The sequence below is a fragment of the Mycolicibacterium setense genome, from assembly GCF_000805385.1.
GTDB classification, from domain to species: Bacteria; Actinomycetota; Actinomycetes; order Mycobacteriales; family Mycobacteriaceae; genus Mycobacterium; species Mycobacterium setense.
Window position 1 is genome coordinate 88,555 of the sequence record NZ_JTJW01000003.1, and the last position, 17,348, is coordinate 105,902.

Genomic DNA, 17,348 nt, shown 5'->3' on the forward strand with positions numbered 1-17,348 from the left:
GGTCGGCTCACCTCGATTACCTATCGTCGAGTCCGAGCCTCTAGGCTGCGGTTTTGCCCTCGCGGTGGCCCGGATTGCACCGCTCCAACGCTGCACCCACCCGAGGACACCCTGATGGCGATCACCGATGTCTCCACTTACCTGCATCTCAGCAGCGCTGACGTCGAAGAGATCGCCTATGAACTCGACGTGATCCGCCGAGACGTCGAGGAGTCGCTCGGCGCGGAGGACGCGGCCTATATCCGGCGGGTGATCCATTTCCAGCGGGCGCTCGATGTCGCGGCGCGTCTGGTGATCGCCGGCAGCCGGTCGAAGAAGGGTTGGCTGCTGGGCACGTGCGCGCTGGCGTACGCGAAGTCCATCGAGAACATGGAACTCGGCCACAACATCTCCCACGGCCAGTGGGATTGGATGAACGACCCCGAAATCCACTCCAATACCTGGGAGTGGGACATGGTCGGGCATTCCGCGCAGTGGCGGTACTCGCACAACTACCGGCACCACGTCTACAACAATGTGCTCGGCATGGACGAGGACATCGGCTACCGCCTGCTACGGGTGACTCCCGACCAGCCGTGGCGCGGGTGGTACCTGGCGACGCCGCTGCGCAACCTGGTGTTGGCAGCGATGTTCGAGTGGGGAATTGCCCTGCACGGGTTGCACTCGGAGCGTCTGCGGTTGGACTCGCCGGACGCTGTTGCGCTGGAGAAGCGGAAGTTCTTCGGCAAGGCGGCCCGCCAGTTGGCCAAGGATTACGTGTTCTTGCCCGCGCTGAGTCTGCGCCGGTGGCGACGGACCCTGACGGCCAACCTGACCGCGAATGTGCTCCGGAACCTGTGGGTGTACGTGAACATCATCTGCGGGCACATTCCCGACGGTGCGGAGACGTTCGACCCGGCGGTGGTCGAGGACGAGACCAAGGGCGAGTGGTATCTGCGGCAGATGCTCGGGACGGCCAACTTCGAAGTGAGCCCGCTGCTGGCGATCTCGGGTGGCCATCTGTGCTATCAGATCGAGCATCACCTGTTTCCCGATCTGCCGAGCAACCGCCTCTCGCAGGTCAGCGTTCGCGTACGGGAACTGTGCGACAAGTACGACCTGCCCTACAACACGGCATCGCTACCGCGCCAGTACTTGCGGACGCAACGGATCATCCACGGGTTGGCGTTTCCCGACTGGCTGTCGAGCATCGGCCGGCGACGCCGCGAATAGGCCTGGCTGCGCGCTCCGTGGAAGACGGAGAGTTCACGGGTCGATGTGATCGGAATGCGGGGTGTGGCCGGTTCCCTGCTCGATCACCCGGCGCAGGAGAGTCTTCAGTTGCTCCTGCTCGTCGTCGCTGAGCACGCCGAACACCCGCTCATGGGCCGCCACCGCGTCGGCCACGACCGCCGAGGCCACCGCGCGGCCTTCATCCGTCAGGAAGACCTGCAGGATGCGCCCGTGCTGCGGGTCCTGTTTGCGCTCGACCAGGCCACGCTTCTCCAGTGCGGTCAGCGCGATCTGAACGCCTTGCGGGGTGATCAGCAGGCGCCGGGCCAACTCGGCCCCCGATAGGCCGGGTTGATTGGCCAGCTGACGTAGAACACCGATCTGGGCAGTGGTGACACCATGCTCCTTGACCGACTCGTTCACCTCGGTGAGCGAGAAATAGAACGCCTGTTTGAGCCACCACAAGGTGTTCTCGTTGAGGTCCATGATCTCGTCTCCTGCCGTGCCCGTCACCTCGACGCTAGCGCACCGTGGCCTCCGCGTTTTTGTAGATCGCACCGTCCTTCATCACGAACCGCACATCGAGCGTCGTCGCGATGTCCGCGCTGGGATCGCCCGCGACGGCGATGACGTCAGCCAAATACCCCGGTGCCAGCTGCCCCAGTTCGTCGGCGGCATCGACCAACTCGGAGGCCACCACGGTGGCGGCCTGTATCGCCTGCATCGGTGTCATGCCGCGTTCGACGAGCGCACACAACTCCTTGGCGTTCTCGCCGTGCGGGACTGCCGGCGCGTCGGTGCCACAGGCGATGCGGACTCCGGCGGCAATGGCCTTGGGCAGCATGGCTTTCGCCCGGGGGAACACCTCGAGTGCCTTCTTGCGCAACTCAGGTGCGATCCGGTCGATGGCCATCGCGTCGGTCAGATATGTGGTCGACACCAGGAAGGTGCCGTGGTCGACCATCATCTGAATCGTCTCGTCACTGGCCAGGAATCCGTGTTCGATGCAGTCGATGCCGGCACGGATGCAGGCCTGGATGGCCGTGTCCCCGACCGCGTGGGCCGCCACTTTGACTCCGGCCCGGTGGGCCTCGTCAGCGATGGCCTCGAACTCGGCATCGGAGTACTGCTGGGCGCCCGGTGCGGTGCTGTGGGACATCACGCCGCCGGAGGCGGACACCTTGATCAGCTTGGCCCCGTGGCGGATCTGGTAGCGCACACATGCGATGACGTCCGGCACGCCGTTGGCGATGCCCTCGGCGACCGACAGCGGCATGACGCCCGGCGCCAACCGCTGGAACACCGTGGGATCGAGGTGCCCGCCGTAGGGCGTGACGGCGTGGCCGGCCGGATAGATGCGGGGGCCTTCGTGCCAGCCCTGATCGATCGCTCGTTGTAGCGCGACGTCGAGCAGGTAACCGCCGGTCTTGACCATCAAGCCCAGGTTGCGGACGGTGGTGAACCCGGCATCCAGTGTGGTGCGGGCGTTGACCGCGCCACGCAGCGTCCGGTACGCCGGATCGTCCTGCACGCCGTGCATCGGGGTGGGCAGCCCGCCGGGATTGCCCGGCCCGCCGATCAGCAGGTTGAGTTCCATGTCCATCAGCCCGGGCAGCAGGGTGCTGTCACCCAGGTCGACGACGGTGGCCGAATCCGGCAGTGGCCCTTCCGGATTGATGGCCTTGATGCGGTTGCCCTCGATGACCACGACCGCCGGGGAGCGGACCTGTCCGGCGGCCACGTCCACCCAGCGGGCCGCGCGCAGAACCGACGTCTGAGTACCGGCGCCGGAATCCGCGTGGGTCACGGGACGGGCTCGACGACGCAGTCCAGGGACGTCGCACCGGAATCCGGTACCCGTGGCTGCTTCCAGCACTCCACCGGGAACGACACCGTGATCATCGAATACAGCAGGTGCATCAGGTTGAGCACATCCTCGGGCAGGTCATCGAGGCTGAACTTGTCGCAGTAGCTCATCGCTTCCTCGGCCCGCGGCGTGATCGCGTCGTAGAAAGCCTGCATCTCCGACATGGTGCTGGCCAGCCGTTTGGCGTAGCGCTGCGGCTCGCTGGACAGGCACCAGTCCGAAAACTGTTCCAGGTCGGCGAATTCAGCCGGCAGTCTGCTCATCGCGTCACACTCCTGCGGTCTTGCGCTGGTAGTCCTCGATCCATGCAGCGGTCTCCTTGTGCAGGTGCCGCAGCAGGATCTCCTGATCGCACAGCAGGAACTCGTCGACCACCCGCGTCTCGATCGAGGTCTGAGTGGCCTCCAGGGTGTTGGCGTCCTGCAGGCCGTATTCCTTGAAGGACACGGCAGCCAACTCCTGTGCCACTCGCTCCCGCGGGGTACGGGGCTCCGGAAAATACAACGTGCACTCGAAGGTGTGCGTGTTGAACGAGGTCGGCCAGTAGTGGTAGGTCAGATACCAGCCTTGGCCCCAGAACAGGATCACGAAGTTGGGGAACAACTGGAACGAGTCCAACCCCCACGGATCGCACTTGGCGGGGTTGAGCCCGGCCGGCATCTCGCCGATGTCCTGCTTGTCCCACGGGCCGAAAAGGCCACTCTGGCAGATGTCTTCGATGGGCTTGCGCATCTCGTCGGCCATCTCCCAGGCGCGCACGCCGGACGTGCTCACCAGCCGGTGCGGCCCTTCGATCCGATAGTGCGGTGCCTCGAAACCTGATTCCGCGGCCGCCTTCGAGTAGGCGGTGGGGGATTGGTTCGCGTGCAGGATGGGTGCGTGGTAGAACTCCTGGAAGGCGTCCATGTACAGCTTCCAATTCGCCTTCACCTCAGAGCGATAGGTGAACTTGGAGGTCAACTTGTCGAACGGGTAGCCCTCCAGATTGGTGATCATGGGGCCGAGGAATTCGCGTAGTGGCTGCTCGGGGGTCTTGGCGAAGTTGACGAAGATGAACCCCTCCCACACCTCGCAGTGCACGCCCACCAGGGGATAGCGGCTCTTGTCGAGGTCGAAGAACTCGTCTTCCTGCTGGACGAACGTCAGCTGGCCGTCCAGGTCGTAACGCCAGGCGTGGTACTTGCAGGTGAACTGCCGGCAGACGCCGCTGGTCTCCTCCAACGGCATGTCATCCCACACCAGCTTGTTGCCGCGGTGGCGGCAGACATTGTGGAATGCCTTGATCTCCCCGGTCTTTCCGCGCACCACGATGATCGAGGTGTTGGCCGCCTTCATCTCTCTGGTGAAGTAGCTGCCCTTGCGCGGAAGCTGTTCTACCCGGCCGACATTCAGCCAGGCGCGTTTGAAGATCGCCTTACGCTCCAGTGCGTAGATCTCCGGACTGATCGAGTCTTCATACGACACCGGCCCGGTACCCAGGTCGGGGTAGTGCTGCGTCCAGCTGCCTTCAGCCGGCTTGGGAAACCGAGCCATGCCCGCTCCTCTGCGATGTGATTCGACCGACGATGCCGACATGGGGCTGCGGACGCCGGCCAGGGCTTCAGGCTTGACGGTAGACCGCGGTTCCATCAATGACAAGTAGTTGATACTCTTGGGGCACAGAGGCGGAAGGATCCGAATGGATCAGCATCTTGGCGAGTATCTCGGAGTCGAGGCGGACTGGTCGCTGGACGGCGATCCCGGCGACACGATCGAGGTCATCTCGCCGCACACAGAGCAGACCATCGCCCGCGTGGCGGCAGGTCGCCCGGCCGATGTGGACGCCGCGGTGGCGGCCGCCCGCGCGGCTTTCGACCACGGACCGTGGCCGCGGCTCGACCCGGCGGAGCGGATCGCCGCGGTGCGGCGCCTGGCCGAGCTCTACGCACAGCGACGCGGCGAGATGGCCCGGCTGATCTCGGCCGAGATGGGTGCGCCGATCAGTTTCGCCCAACGCGCACAGGTCGGGCTGCCGACCATGATGATGCCGGCGTTCTGCGACCTCGCCGAGTCGTACCCGTGGCAGGAGAACCGCGCCGGTTTCTTCGGCTCCGACGTCCAGATCCGCAAGGAGCCGGTGGGTGTCGTCGCAGCCGTCGTGCCGTGGAACATGCCGCAGTTCCTGATCACCACCAAGCTGGTCCCCGCGCTGTTGGCCGGCTGCGCTGTGGTGCTCAAACCTGCCCCCGAATCTCCCCTGGATGCGCTGTTCCTGGCCGAACTGCTCAAGGAGGTCGGCCTCCCCGACGGCGTCGTCACCGTGGTGCCGGGGGACGCCGCAGTGGGCGCCCACCTGGTCGGCCACCCCGGCGTCGACAAGGTCTCGTTCACCGGGTCCAGCGCCGCGGGCCGGGCCGTCGCGGCGGCGGCCGCCGCCAACTTGACCAAGGTGAGCCTCGAGCTCGGCGGCAAGTCGGCGGCCATCGTGCTCGACGACGCCGATCCCGAAACCGTTGCGGCCGGGGTCCGTTCGGCCAGCCTGTCCAACAGCGGGCAGATCTGCAATGCGCTGACCCGCATCCTGGTTCCCGTCGCGCGGGAACAGGAGTTCGTCGATGCCCTGGCAGCCAAAATGAGTGCCCTTGTCGTGGGCGACCCCGCCGATCCGGCCACGGAGCTGGGCCCGCTGGTCTCACGACGGCAGCAACAACGGGTACGTGACTACATCGACCTCGGGCAGCGCGAGGGGGCCCGGCTGATCTGCGGCGGGACCGACCTGCCCGACGGCGTCGACACCGGCTGGTATGTGCGCCCCACCCTGTTCGCCGGGGCGAACAACACGATGCGCATCGCGCGTGAGGAGATCTTCGGGCCGGTCCTCACAGTGATGACCTACGAGGACGAGCGGGACGCCATCGCCATCGCCAACGACTCCGATTACGGGCTGGCCGGCTCGGTGTGGACGGCGGACACCGACCGCGGTGTCAGCATCGCCGAGCGTGTACAAACGGGCACTTTCGGGGTAAACCAGGGGTACACGATGGATCCGTTCGCACCCTTCGGCGGCGTGAAGGACAGTGGATACGGCCGGGAACTCGGCCGTGAAGGGCTCGATGGATATCTCGAGACCAAGTCCATCGCCGTCGCGACCGCACGTTGAGGGGACAGTCATGACCGACACGTTGTCTACGCAGAACTCAGCTCGAAGGATTCCCGCCACCGAGCGCATCGCGGTCCGTTGCGTCGACTCCGATGTGCATCCGGTGCCCCGCAGCGGCGAGCTGGGCCAGTACATCCCGGAGCCGTGGCGCAGCAAGTACTTCGGGACCCACGATGTCGGCGACCTGATCTATTACGACGCCCCCGACTATGCGCACGCCTACGCCATGCGCACCGATTCCTTTCCCGCCGACGGCGAATTCGCCGGCAGCGATCCGGATCTCGCGTTCCGGCAACTGATCATGGAGGCCGGCGCCGACATCGCGGTACTGGAGCCGGCGGCGTACTCGGCCCACATCCCCGAGGCCAATCACGCGATGAACTGCGCGCTGAACGACTGGCAGGCCAACCACTGGCTGGACTCCCACAACAACTGGCACGAGCGCTGGCGCGGGTCCATCTGCCTGGCTGTGGAAGCGCCGGAACTGGGCGCTCAGGAGATCGAGCGGTGGGCCGGCCATCCCTACATGGCGCAGATCCTGATCAAGGCCGAGCCGCGCCCGGCATGGGGTGACCCGAAGTACGACCCGATCTGGGCCGCGGCCACCAAGCACGACATCACCGTCAGCTGCCACCTCTCCCGCGGTGAGTACGACGAGTTGCCGCTGCCGCCGGTCGGATTGCCCAGCTACAACCACGACTTCATGGTCACGTACTCGCTGTTGGCGGCCAACCAGGTGATGAGCCTGATCTTCGACGGGGTCTTCGACCGGTTCCCGACGCTGCGCATCGTGTTCGTCGAGCATGCCTTCACCTGGATCCTGCCGTTGATGTGGCGGATGGATGCCATCTATGAGAAGCGCAAGAGCTGGATGGACATCAAGCGCAAGCCGAGCGAGTACGTCAAGGACCACATCAAGTTCACCACCCAGCCGCTGGACTACCCCGAGGACAAGACCGAACTGTCCCGGGCCCTCGAGTGGATGGAGTGCGACAAGATCCTGCTGTTCTCGTCCGACTACCCGCACTGGACGTTCGACGATCCGCGCTGGCTGGTCAAGCACCTGCCCGAGCATGCCCGCGAAAACATCATGTTCCGCAACGGGATTGAGACTTACAAGCTGCCCGAGACCGTCCCGGTGCTGGAAGGCCAGGTACGAGTCTTCTAGGGCAGCTTGATCGCTGACACGTACATGTCGACGATCGGCCGGTAGAGGTCGACGTCGTCGAGTTCGCTACCCAGCACGACTGCGTCACTGGTCGCGATGAGCACCTGGGCGAACGTCTTCGGTGGGATCAGCAGCGTGCCACCGAGTTGGTCGATGCCCTCGATGATGAACTTCGTCAGCGCGTCGACAACCTCGGATCGCTTGGCCGCGACGCGTTCTCGCGCGTCGGGGTTGCGCAGCAGATACAGCATGAACTCGTGCCCGAGCGCGGCGTGTTCGGCGCCGCGGTCTTGGCTCAGCAGGCGCCACCGCCGCGCGATCTCATCGATTTCACGCGGACCGACCTGTTTCGCGCTCGACATCACCTCGGCGAAGTTGTCGAAGTAGCGCCGCCAATAGCGATCGCTCACGGCCAGGAACAGGTCTTCCTTGGTCGTGAAGTGCTTGTAGATGGCGCCCTTGGTGTATCCGGCGGTCCGCGCGATGTCGTCGAGCGTGGCTGGCGCGAAGCCCTTTTCGGCGAATACCTCCTCCGCGGCATCGAGCAGCACCGAGCGCGTGTGCTCGAGTCTGCGTTCTCGGGTCCAGCGCTCCGCCATGGCAGAAAGTCTGCCACAGAATCTGAGCGACCTATTGGATTCTCAGATACCGACGAGTATATTTGCACCGGTTGGGCCGCCTCGCGCTGCCCACTGCCTCCACGATCGTCAAGGGGAAACCGATCATGAGTGATCTGTCCAAAAAGTCTGCTGTCACCGAATCGATCAGCGGCGTCGCCGAGCTCGAAAAGCAAGGTCCGTCGTCGTCGAACGCCTTCAAGATCTGGGCGACCGTCGGCGGCATGGTGCTGCTATTGACGTTGTATCTGTTCACCCGGTGGGTCACCGGGCCCTATTTCGAGTCGGTGTCGGGTGGCCCGAGCGAGCCACCGATGTACATGAAGATCCCGCTGATCGCCAACTCCGTCGTACTTTGGGTCGGCCTGCCGGTTGCCTTGTGGTTCTTCATCATTCGGCCTTGGGTGCGGGAGCGCCGCATCACGCTCGACGGCATGCTGCTGGTGTCGATGGGCCTGATGATGTTCCAGGACCCGATGCTCAACTACTACAGCACCTGGTGCACGTACAACGCCTGGCTGTTCAACCAGGGGTCCTGGGCGCCGTACATCCCAGGCTGGGTGGCACACGAGGAACCGGGCCATACCGTGCCCGAACCGATACTGACCAACATCCCCGGCTACGCGTACGGCGTCTTGCTGCTCACCATCGTCGGATGCCTGATCATGCGCAAGATCAAGAACCGTTGGCCCGGGATCAGCAATCTGCGGCTGGTCTTGGTCACCTATGCGATCGCCATCGCCTTCGACTTCGTCATGGAGGCCCTGATCATGCTGCCGATCGGGTTCTACTCCTACCCCGGCGCCATCCAGTCGCTGTCGTTCAACGCAGGCACCTACTACCAGTGGCCGATCTACGAGGGCTTCATGTGGGGTGGCGTCCAGACGGCGCTTGTCTGCCTGCGCTTCTTCACCGATGACAAAGGCCACACCGTGGTCGAACGCGGAATCGACCGGGTCCGCGGCGGATTCGTCAAACAACAGTTCATCCGGTTCCTGGCGATCTTCGGCGGTGTCAGCGCATGCTTCTTCCTGTTCTACAACGTCCCGGCGACGTGGCTCGGCACCCAGGCCGATGCGTGGCCGGAGGATGTGCAGAAGCGTTCGTACTTCAACCCCGGCATCTGCGGCGAGGGGACCGACCGGCCGTGCCCGAACCCTGACCTGCCGTTGACGACACACCGTTCGGGGTATATCAACAACGAGGGTGAACTGGTCCTGCCGGAAGGGGCAACGATGCCGCCTGTCGTTCCGATCGTTCAGGGTCCACAGCGATGACGGCCAGCAAGTTCAGGCCGATCACCGAAACAGGTTCGGCGGCACCGTTCTACCGCGCCGCGGGCACAGAGGTCGAGACCTTCCGGGCGGCCGCGCGGCGCGGTGCGCCGGTGTTGCTCAAAGGACCCACCGGGTGCGGAAAGACCCGTTTCGTCGAGGCGATGGCGCACGAACTCGGTCGTGAGCTCATCACCGTCGCCGGCCACGAGGACATGACTTCGGCCGATCTGGTGGGCCGGTTCCTGCTGAAGGGCGGTGAAACGGTCTGGGTGGACGGCCCGTTGACCAGGGCGGTGCGAGAGGGCGCCATCTGCTATCTCGACGAGATCGTGGAGGCGCGTCAGGACACGACTGTGGTCATCCATCCGCTTGCCGACCACCGTCGCGAATTGCCCATCGACCGGCTCGGCACCACGTTGTCCGCCGCGCCGGGCTTTCAACTGGTGATCTCCTACAACCCCGGCTACCAGAGCATCCTGAAGAGCCTCAAAGACTCGACCCGGCAGCGCTTCGTCGCGATCAGCCTTGACTTCCCGGCCGCCGAGATCGAGACCGAGATCGTGGCATGGGAGGCGGGGATCGACGCGTCCACCGCTCAGTCGCTGGTCACTCTTGGAAACGCCATCCGGGATCTGGACGGCTCGGCACTGAGCGAGGTGGCCTCGACCCGCATGCTGATTCTCGCCGGCGGGCTCGCCGCCGAAGGACTGAGTCTGCGCGACGCTGTCCAGTCCGCCGTGGTGGAGGTGCTGTCCGACGATCCCGACGTGATCCGGGGCCTCGGAGAACTCGTCGACGCCGTCCTGCCCCGACGGTGAACACCGGTCATCCGGAGCCGCACGACTTCCGGTTTCTGGCCGGTTTCCTCGCCGGGCGGTCCATCGATGTGGCCGTGGCCCGCGTGGACGAGTTGGCGTACACCGACGGGCAGGTCGTCTTCGTATCGGCGAGCGCGGATCCGGACAGGCAGCGTCGCGAAGTGCTCGTTCAGAGCGCACTTCTGGGAGCCGGAAGCCTCGACGATCAGTACGTCAAGCGACTGCGGGGGCGGCCCCAGCTTGCCCGCCGCTACCTGGCGCTCGAAGGGCACCGGGTACTCGCCGATCTCGGTCCGCGTGTTTCCCTGGCGGCAGCGGTCGGTCCTGACTCCGCCGCGCGGTCGGCCAATTCCGAGGAATCGCTACAGATCGCCTTGGGCAGAACGAAACTCGACCCAGCACCGGATTGGTTCGGGACGATCAAACCGTCCAAACTGGGCCGCGTCGGCGGCGGGGCGGGGTCACGCGCGACCGATGCCGACGTCCGGATGGACGCCGAGCACACCGACCCATCCGAGATGGACGAGGACGATGACGACGACGGACCGGCAGAGAAGAGCTGGATCCTCAAACTGTTCGAGGCGCCCATCGGCATGCAGGCTCCCGCGAAATTCCTGCGCAGGCTGTTCGGCGGTGCCCGTTCGTCCGAAAGCGACAGCGTCGGTGGGGAATTGGGAGTCGGCTCGATACGACGGACGTCGCACGCCGGCATGAATGCGCGCCCGGTACCCACCCCGATCCACTTCACCCGCGCCGAGAAGCCTGGTGCGGCACTCGCGGTCGGTGGCGCCATGTATCCGGAATGGGACGTCTTCGGTGACCGGTATCGGGAAAACTGGTGCCGCGTCATCGATTTCCCGATCACCGCCGCGGTGGACGTCTCAGCCATCGGTGTGACACGGGACGCGGTGTTGAGACGCAGATTGGCGCGAGTGGGCCTCGGTCCCAAAGTGTTGCGTGCTCGTGCTGACGGCGACGACGTCGACAACGAGGCCTTGATCGACCTGTTCGTCGATCTGCGGTCAGGCTACTCAGCACCCGAGCACGTGTACACGGAGCGCCGCAAGCTCGCCCGCAACCTCGGTGTGCTCATCCTCGTCGACGCGTCAGGATCGGCGACCGATGCCGACGGCGACGGCCTCGCCGTCCACGATCACCAACGCCGGGCGGCCGCGACGCTCGCCGCGACGCTCGAGGAACTCGGCGACCGCGTCGCGGTATACGGGTTTCGGTCACAGGGCCGCCGCGCGGTGCACCTGCTTGCGATCAAGACGTTCGGGCAACGCTTCGGAGCTGCCGGGCGGGCCCGCCTCGGCCAGCTGCAGCCGTTCGGTTACACCAGGCTGGGTGCCGGCATCCGAGGCGCGGGCGAGATACTCAAAAACCAGGCAGGAACGCCACATCGGCTACTGATCGTGCTGTCGGACGGCTATCCGTACGACGACGGCTACCAGGGGCGTTACGCCCAGGCCGACGCCTCGAAGGCCCTCGAGGAGTTGCGCGCGGACGGCATGGGGTGCCTGTGCCTGTCCATAGGTCCCGGCGGCGACCCTGACACGCTCGATCAGGTCTTCGGCGCGGCCAGCTCGGCCAGCGCCGCGACGTTGTCCGAGCTGAGCCCGCGGATGGATGAGCTGTTCTTGTCGGCGCTGCGTGAACTCGCCGCTCCCAAACCGCGGTGACCACGCCAGGGCATCACCATGAACATCAGCCGTCGCTACGTCCGCACGCGGTGTCGTCGCTTCCGGCTTTGCGCAACAATGCTTTGAGCTGCCGTTGTTCAGTGGGTGTGAGGCGGTCCAGTACTCGCTGATCGGCGACGTGGACGGCGTCCTCCGCGCGGGTGAGCAACGTCTGCCCCGTCGCGGTGAGTTCGGCGGGCAGTGCTTTCCCGGCCGCCGCCGTATCGGGGCGGCGCACCGCGCCCGCAGCTTGTAGGCGGTGCAGCAGCTGGTTGGCCGCCTGCGCGCTGACGTGCGTGAGGCGGGCCAGTTCGGCGTTGGTGAGCCCGGGGTTCAGCGAGATGATCCGCAGGCAGACGAACTCGGCCAGTCCGAGTCCCAGGGGGGCGAGAACCGCCGCCACCTCTGGCCGCAATGTTGCGGCCACCCTGTGCAGGAGGTAGCCCAGCGGCTCGCTGTCGGGGACAGTCATAGGTGGCATCCTCACACGCGCGACCCGCGTCGACCATCAGGATCGATCGCGCCATTTCGCCGACAGCTCAACCAGTTCTCAGCCAGATCTCATTGAATTGGGTCCGATAGCGGCGTATCAAGGAACTTGATACACCTGTCGGGCCGCGCTTCGCCGGCCCGGCTGAAATCTGATAAAAGGATGTGTGACATGGGTTTTGGAGGATTCTCTGGCGGTTGGAGCCCGGCGGGATTCGGCGGCGGTAACTGCGGGCCTGAGGGGCAGGGCGGTTTTGGTCCGGGAGGGTTCGGTGCGCCCGGTTTCGGCGGAGGCTTCGGCGGCCCCGGGTTCGGCAAGGGCTTCGGGCCCGGTTTCGCACTCAAGCGTGCGGCAGTCGGCACCGCGGCACTGTTGCTCGACGGTCCGGCCACGGCTGAACAAATCGTCGAGCGCACCACCGAGGCGACCGGCGGTGCCGTCACCCCACCACTGGACATCGTCGAATTGGCCATCGCCGCACTGGCCGGCCGAGGTGTGGTCACCGTCTCCGACGGGGTCGCCACGCTGACCGAATTCGGCACCCAGCTGCTGGCCTGGCGCGGTGTGACCAGCGAGACCGCACACGCGTTTCTGGGCAAGGCGGGTAAGTTCGCCGACGTCATCAAGATCCGCACCGGCCTGCACGAGGTCGCGGGCCTGGCCCGCACCATCGCGTTCACCGGCACGGACGAACAGAAGGCCAAGCTCGGTGAGGTGCGGACGAATCTGCTCGCGGCCATCACCGAGGCGAAGAAGGCCCTGCACGGGGTGCTGGCCCAGTAAGCTCCCGGCGGGCGCGGGGGCTAGCGCAGCACTGCGCCCGGATTGAGGATGCCCTGTGGGTCCAGGGCATCCTTGATCCGGCGGGTCAACCTCATCACGTCGTCACCGAGTTGTAGTGGCAGCCAATCTCTTTTGAGCCGGCCGATGCCATGCTCGCCGGTGATGGTGCCACCCATCGCGATCGCCAGTTCCATGACCCGGGCGAACGCTTGACGGGCGCGTGCGCTCATATCCGGATCTTCGGCATCGAACACCACCACCGGGTGGGTGTTTCCGTCACCGGCATGCGCGACGACGCAGATCAGTACGTCGCAGTCGTCGGCGATGCGCTTGATGCCGGCCACCAGTTCCGGCAGGTCGGGTACGGGCACCGTCACGTCCTCGAGGTAGAACGTGCCCAATCGCATCAGGGCCAGGCCGACCAGCCGGCGGGCGGCGGTGAACGCGGCGCCCTCGTCCGGATCATCTGTCGCGTAAACCTCAGTGGCACCGGATGTTTCGCATGCCTCGACGATGTGGGCGATCTCCTCTTGGGCAGCGCCCGGCGCGTCGGATTGAACCAGCAGCATCGCCTCTGCCGAGCGATCCAGGCCCATGTGGCGGTAGTCCTCGACGGCGTTGATGGTGGCGTGGTCCATCAACTCCAGCATCGCCGGCCGGACCTTGTCGGTGATGGCCACCACCGCGTCTGCGGCGTCCTGTACCGAGCCGAACAGCGCGACCGCGGTCGACGCCGGAGGCTGCGCCGGGATCAGCCGGAGGGTGAGCTCGGTGATCACCCCGAGGATGCCCTCGGAACCGACGAACAACTTCGTCAACGACAGGCCGGCAACGTCTTTCAGCCGCGGGCCGCCCAACCGCACGGCCGTGCCGTCGGCCAGCACCACCTGCATGCCCAACACGTAATCGCTGGTGACTCCGTACTTCACACAGCACAGCCCGCCGGCGTTGGTCGCCGCATTCCCGCCGATCGAGGAGATGTCGACCGAACCGGGGTCGGGCGGGTACCACAGCCCGTGCTCAGCGGCTGCCCGCTTCACCTCTGAGTTCAGCAGACCGGGTTGCACCACCGCGGTGCGGCTCGCGGTATCGATGCGGATGTCGCGCATGCGTTCGGTGCTCAAGATGATGCCGCCGTCGACTCCGTTGGCGCCGCCGGCGAGCCCGGATCCCGCGCCGCGGGGCACTACGGGAACACCGTGTGCGCTCGCCCACCGCAGCACTGCCTGCACATCCTCGGTGCCGGCGGCACGCACCACGGCCCGCGCTCGTCCCGCCTCCGGGTCGAGCGCGGCGTCGCGGCGATAACCCTCGATCACGGCGGGGTCGGTGATCACCGCGCGGTCCGGCAGTTCGGCGGCCAGCGTGGCGATGTCGGTGTCCGGGGTGGACATCACCGGAAGTTTAGTAACTGGAAGCGACGTCCGTGGTGTTCTCAGCGTCGGCGCGGGCCCTGGCCCGGGCCCAGGTCAGGAACTCGGCGACGGCATCGGCCGTGTAGTGCCCGCGGGGTGAGCCGAAGATGTCGAACGCGTGCTGGGCGTGCGGAATCTCGGCGTAGATCACCGGCGAGTTCGACACCTCGCGCAGCGCTTCGACGAACTCGCGGCCTTCGCGTACCGGGATGAGGGAGTCGTTGGTGCCGTGCAACACGAAAAACGGTGGAGCGTCGGGGTGTACCAGCGTGATCGGTGAGGCGTCCTTGTACACCTGGCCATGGGTGGCCAGCGGCTTCTTGACGATCAGTCGCTCCAGGATCTCCATGAACTCGGCCCGGCCGGTGCCTGTGCTGCTGAACCAGTCATAGCGGCCGTAGACGGGCACCGCAGCTGCCACCGACGTGTCGGCGTCCTCGAAACCCGGCTGCCATTTGGGGTCGTTGGGGGTCAGCGCGGCCAGCGCGGTGAGATGGCCGCCCGCCGATCCGCCCGTGATGCACACCGCGTCGGGATCACCGCCGTACTCGGCGATGTTGGCCTTCACCCAGGCCAACGCCTGCTTCACGTCGATGATGTGGTTCGGCCAGGGGTGGCGCGGGCTGATCCGGTAGCCGATCGACACGCAGATCCAGCCCTGCTCGGCCAGGTGACTCATCAGCGGATACGACTGCGGTCGGCGCATGCCGATCATCCACGCCCCGCCCGGCACCTGCAGCAGCACCGGCGCCTTGCCGTCGAGCGGCAGGTCCGGACGCATCCAGATGTCGGCGAGGTTGGCCCGGTGCGGGCCGTAGTGCACGGTCTTGCGTGCGTAGCGGCGCCGGCTCATCGAGGTGGCGTACACCTCGCCGCGACGCAGGGGCCGCAGGGCCGACGGGTACTCGTCGGCGAGCGCCTCGCGCACCGGATCTTCGAAGTAGGGCCGGGACTGCACACCGCGACGGTGCACCAGCACCAGCAGCGCCCAGGAAATCGCCTTGAGCAGCAAAGAGATTCGGCCGCTCGTGGACCGGTAATCGCCACGGATACCGCGGCGCAGTGCATCGAGGGCCGACCCGGTGATCACCAGCGGAGCGTTTTCCGAGGTCGGCCAGCCGAAGGCAAAGGCCAGGACGGTGCTGTAACCCTTGCGTCCGATCGGCTTCACCGCGTTGGCGGCGTTGAGCAGCTCAGCGGCCGCTGCGAGCAGCCGTCTTCGTAGTGCATGATGGCGGTCAGCCATTCACCTTCTCCTGGAGTTGGCGCCGGTCGATCTTGCCGGTGCTGTTGCGCGGCAACTCGTCGAGCACGGCGATCTCCCTCGGCACTTTGTAATTGGCCAGATTCTCTCGAACATACGCCTTGAGGTCCTCGGGGCTGATGGCGCCGGAGAGCACCACGAACGCTGCCAGACGTTGTCCGAACTGTTCGTCCTCGACACCGATCACGGCCGCTTCGGCGACATCGGAGTGGCCGGCCAGCACCTTCTCCACCTCGATGGGGTACACGTTCTCGCCGCCGGAGACGATCATCTCGTCGTCGCGGCCCACCACGAACAGGCGGCCTGCCGCATCGAGGTAGCCCACGTCGCCCGAGGACATGAAGCCCTCGTGGAAGTCTTTCGTGGTGCCGGAGGTGTAGCCGTCGAACTGGGTCGAGTTGCGTACGTAGATGGTGCCCACTTCGCCGGCGGGGACCTGCCGGAACTCCGCGTCGAGAATGCGAATGTCGGTGCCCTCGGCGGGTTTACCCGCGGTGTCGGGTGCGGCGCGCAGATCGGCCGGTGTCGCGGTGGCGATCATCCCGGCCTCGGTGGCGTTGTAGTTGTTGTAGATGATGTCGCCGAACCGGTCCATGAACGCGGTGACGACGTCGGGACGCATGCGCGATCCAGATGCCGCGGCGAATCGCAGCGAGCGTCCGTCGTAGCGATTCAGCACGTTCTCCGGCAATTCCATGATCCGGTCGAACATCACCGGCACCACGCACAGGCCCTTGGCCCGGTGCCGGTCGACCAGCTCGAGGGTGGCCTCGGGATCGAACTTGCGCCGGGTGACGATGGTGCAGGCCATCGACGCCGCGAAGGCCAACTGGGAGAAGCCCCACGCGTGGAACATCGGCGCGACGATCACGACCCGCTCTTCGGTGTGCCACGGGGTGCGATCCAGAATGGCCTTCAGCACCTCGGGGCCACCGCCGGAATGCTTGGCGCCCTTGGGAGTTCCCGTGGTCCCGGAGGTCAGCAGGATTACTCGGCTCTTCTCGGCCGAGCGGCGCGGCTCCTCGCCGCGGTGCTCCTCGACGAGTTTGGCGACGGTGAGGTTGTGGGCGTGGGTGTCGGTCCAGGCGACGATCCGTGCGACGTTCGGATGCGCGCCGAGTGCTTGATCAAGAGTGCCGGTGAACTCTTCGTCGTAGATGACGGCATCCACGGCTTCGCGGTTGAGCACCTCGGCCATGGCCGGAGCGGCGAACGACGTGTTGAGCAGCAGCACGTCGGCGCCGATGCGGTTGGCGGCGATCAGCGACAGCACGAAGCCGCGGTGGTTGCGCGCCATGATGCCGAGAACTTTCGGCTCACCACCCGGCAGCGCCTGCAGGCCGGCGGCCAGCGCATCGGCCTGTTGGTCGACCTGCTGCCAGGTCAGCGTGCCGAGTTCGTCGACCAGGCCCGGCCGGTTCGGGCAGCGCTGCGCTGAGGCCGCGAAACCCGAAGTGACGCCCATGTTTTCGCGCGCCATCGCGGTGGCGATGCGCAGATACTTGTCCGGGCGCATCACCGTGATGATTCCGGCCCGCCGCATGGTGGTGACCAGGCCGACGGTGTCGGTTACGCGGTCCAGCGGTCCGGTCAGCAGATCAAGCGGATTCACCGGT

Annotated in this window: 16 protein-coding genes; 7 read left to right on the forward strand and 9 right to left on the reverse strand. The window is 65.9% G+C overall.

Going from position 1 to position 17,348, the window contains the following annotated elements; all coding sequences use genetic code 11:
• Positions 1-114: 114 nt before the first annotated feature.
• The gene (locus tag QQ25_RS01995; RefSeq protein WP_039376877.1) at positions 115-1,212 is read left to right on the forward strand and encodes a fatty acid desaturase family protein; all 1,098 of its coding nucleotides are present in this window, start codon (positions 115-117) and stop codon (positions 1,210-1,212) included.
• 33 nt (positions 1,213-1,245) lie between these two features.
• Here QQ25_RS01995 and QQ25_RS02000 read toward each other — a convergent pair whose 3' ends face one another.
• From QQ25_RS02000 to QQ25_RS02015, 4 genes are read right to left on the reverse strand one after another with little or no spacing between them, the layout of a single operon-like run.
• A complete protein-coding gene (locus tag QQ25_RS02000; protein ID WP_039313751.1) occupies positions 1,246-1,698 on the reverse strand; it encodes a MarR family winged helix-turn-helix transcriptional regulator in 453 nt (150 codons plus the stop codon).
• Between the two features lie 34 nt (positions 1,699-1,732).
• A complete protein-coding gene (locus QQ25_RS02005) occupies positions 1,733-3,019 on the reverse strand; it encodes a metal-dependent hydrolase family protein (RefSeq protein ID WP_039376880.1) in 1,287 nt (428 codons plus the stop codon).
• A complete protein-coding gene (locus tag QQ25_RS02010) occupies positions 3,016-3,342 on the reverse strand; it encodes a hypothetical protein (protein WP_039312792.1) in 327 nt (108 codons plus the stop codon). The genes QQ25_RS02005 and QQ25_RS02010 overlap by 4 nt, the downstream gene beginning before the upstream one ends.
• 4 nt (positions 3,343-3,346) lie before the next feature.
• Positions 3,347-4,612, reverse strand: coding sequence for an aromatic ring-hydroxylating oxygenase subunit alpha (locus QQ25_RS02015; RefSeq protein WP_039376883.1), 1,266 nt, complete (start codon positions 4,610-4,612; stop codon positions 3,347-3,349).
• A gap of 145 nt (positions 4,613-4,757) precedes the next feature.
• Here QQ25_RS02015 and QQ25_RS02020 point away from each other — a divergent pair, with 145 nt between their 5' ends.
• Both QQ25_RS02020 and QQ25_RS02025 read left to right on the forward strand, forming a co-directional pair.
• A complete protein-coding gene (locus QQ25_RS02020) occupies positions 4,758-6,218 on the forward strand; it encodes an aldehyde dehydrogenase (protein WP_082017376.1) in 1,461 nt (486 codons plus the stop codon).
• Between the two features lie 10 nt (positions 6,219-6,228).
• Positions 6,229-7,386 (forward strand): amidohydrolase family protein, encoded by a 1,158-nt coding sequence (locus QQ25_RS02025; protein ID WP_052235563.1) that lies wholly within the window; start codon positions 6,229-6,231, stop codon positions 7,384-7,386.
• Here QQ25_RS02025 and QQ25_RS02030 read toward each other — a convergent pair.
• The gene (locus QQ25_RS02030) at positions 7,383-7,985 is read right to left on the reverse strand and encodes a TetR/AcrR family transcriptional regulator (RefSeq protein WP_039312797.1); all 603 of its coding nucleotides are present in this window, start codon (positions 7,983-7,985) and stop codon (positions 7,383-7,385) included. The genes QQ25_RS02025 and QQ25_RS02030 overlap by 4 nt on opposite strands.
• Before the next feature lie 125 nt (positions 7,986-8,110).
• Between QQ25_RS02030 and QQ25_RS02035 the strand changes: the two genes are divergently transcribed.
• From QQ25_RS02035 to QQ25_RS02045, 3 genes are read left to right on the forward strand one after another with little or no spacing between them, the layout of a single operon-like run.
• On the forward strand, positions 8,111-9,280 hold the full coding sequence (locus tag QQ25_RS02035) for a spirocyclase AveC family protein (protein ID WP_039313763.1): 1,170 nt from the start codon (positions 8,111-8,113) through the stop codon (positions 9,278-9,280).
• Positions 9,277-10,098: a CbbQ/NirQ/NorQ/GpvN family protein gene (locus tag QQ25_RS02040; protein WP_039312799.1), complete on the forward strand. Its 822-nt coding sequence runs from the start codon at positions 9,277-9,279 to the stop codon at positions 10,096-10,098. The genes QQ25_RS02035 and QQ25_RS02040 overlap by 4 nt, the downstream gene beginning before the upstream one ends.
• Entirely contained in the window at positions 10,095-11,780 is a 1,686-nt protein-coding gene (locus QQ25_RS02045; protein ID WP_039376884.1) for a nitric oxide reductase activation protein NorD, read from the forward strand. Before QQ25_RS02040 ends, QQ25_RS02045 begins: the two co-directional genes overlap by 4 nt.
• A gap of 25 nt (positions 11,781-11,805) precedes the next feature.
• On the opposite strand, the gene QQ25_RS02050 is transcribed toward QQ25_RS02045, so the two are convergent.
• Positions 11,806-12,252 (reverse strand): MarR family winged helix-turn-helix transcriptional regulator, encoded by a 447-nt coding sequence (locus tag QQ25_RS02050; protein WP_082017377.1) that lies wholly within the window; start codon positions 12,250-12,252, stop codon positions 11,806-11,808.
• A gap of 189 nt (positions 12,253-12,441) precedes the next feature.
• On the opposite strand from QQ25_RS02050, the gene QQ25_RS02055 reads away from it, so the two are divergent.
• Positions 12,442-13,053, forward strand: coding sequence for a hypothetical protein (locus tag QQ25_RS02055; protein WP_039376887.1), 612 nt, complete (start codon positions 12,442-12,444; stop codon positions 13,051-13,053).
• A 20-nt stretch (positions 13,054-13,073) separates the two neighbouring features.
• On the opposite strand, the gene QQ25_RS02060 is transcribed toward QQ25_RS02055, so the two are convergent.
• From QQ25_RS02060 to fadD12, 3 genes are read right to left on the reverse strand one after another with little or no spacing between them, the layout of a single operon-like run.
• Positions 13,074-14,447 (reverse strand): FAD-binding oxidoreductase, encoded by a 1,374-nt coding sequence (locus QQ25_RS02060; protein ID WP_039376888.1) that lies wholly within the window; start codon positions 14,445-14,447, stop codon positions 13,074-13,076.
• 10 nt (positions 14,448-14,457) lie between these two features.
• Entirely contained in the window at positions 14,458-15,714 is a 1,257-nt protein-coding gene (locus QQ25_RS02065) for an alpha/beta hydrolase (RefSeq protein WP_039376890.1), read from the reverse strand.
• A complete protein-coding gene (gene fadD12, locus QQ25_RS02070; protein ID WP_082017378.1) occupies positions 15,707-17,344 on the reverse strand; it encodes an acyl-CoA ligase FadD12 in 1,638 nt (545 codons plus the stop codon). Before fadD12 ends, QQ25_RS02065 begins: the two co-directional genes overlap by 8 nt.
• Positions 17,345-17,348: the final 4 nt, after the last annotated feature.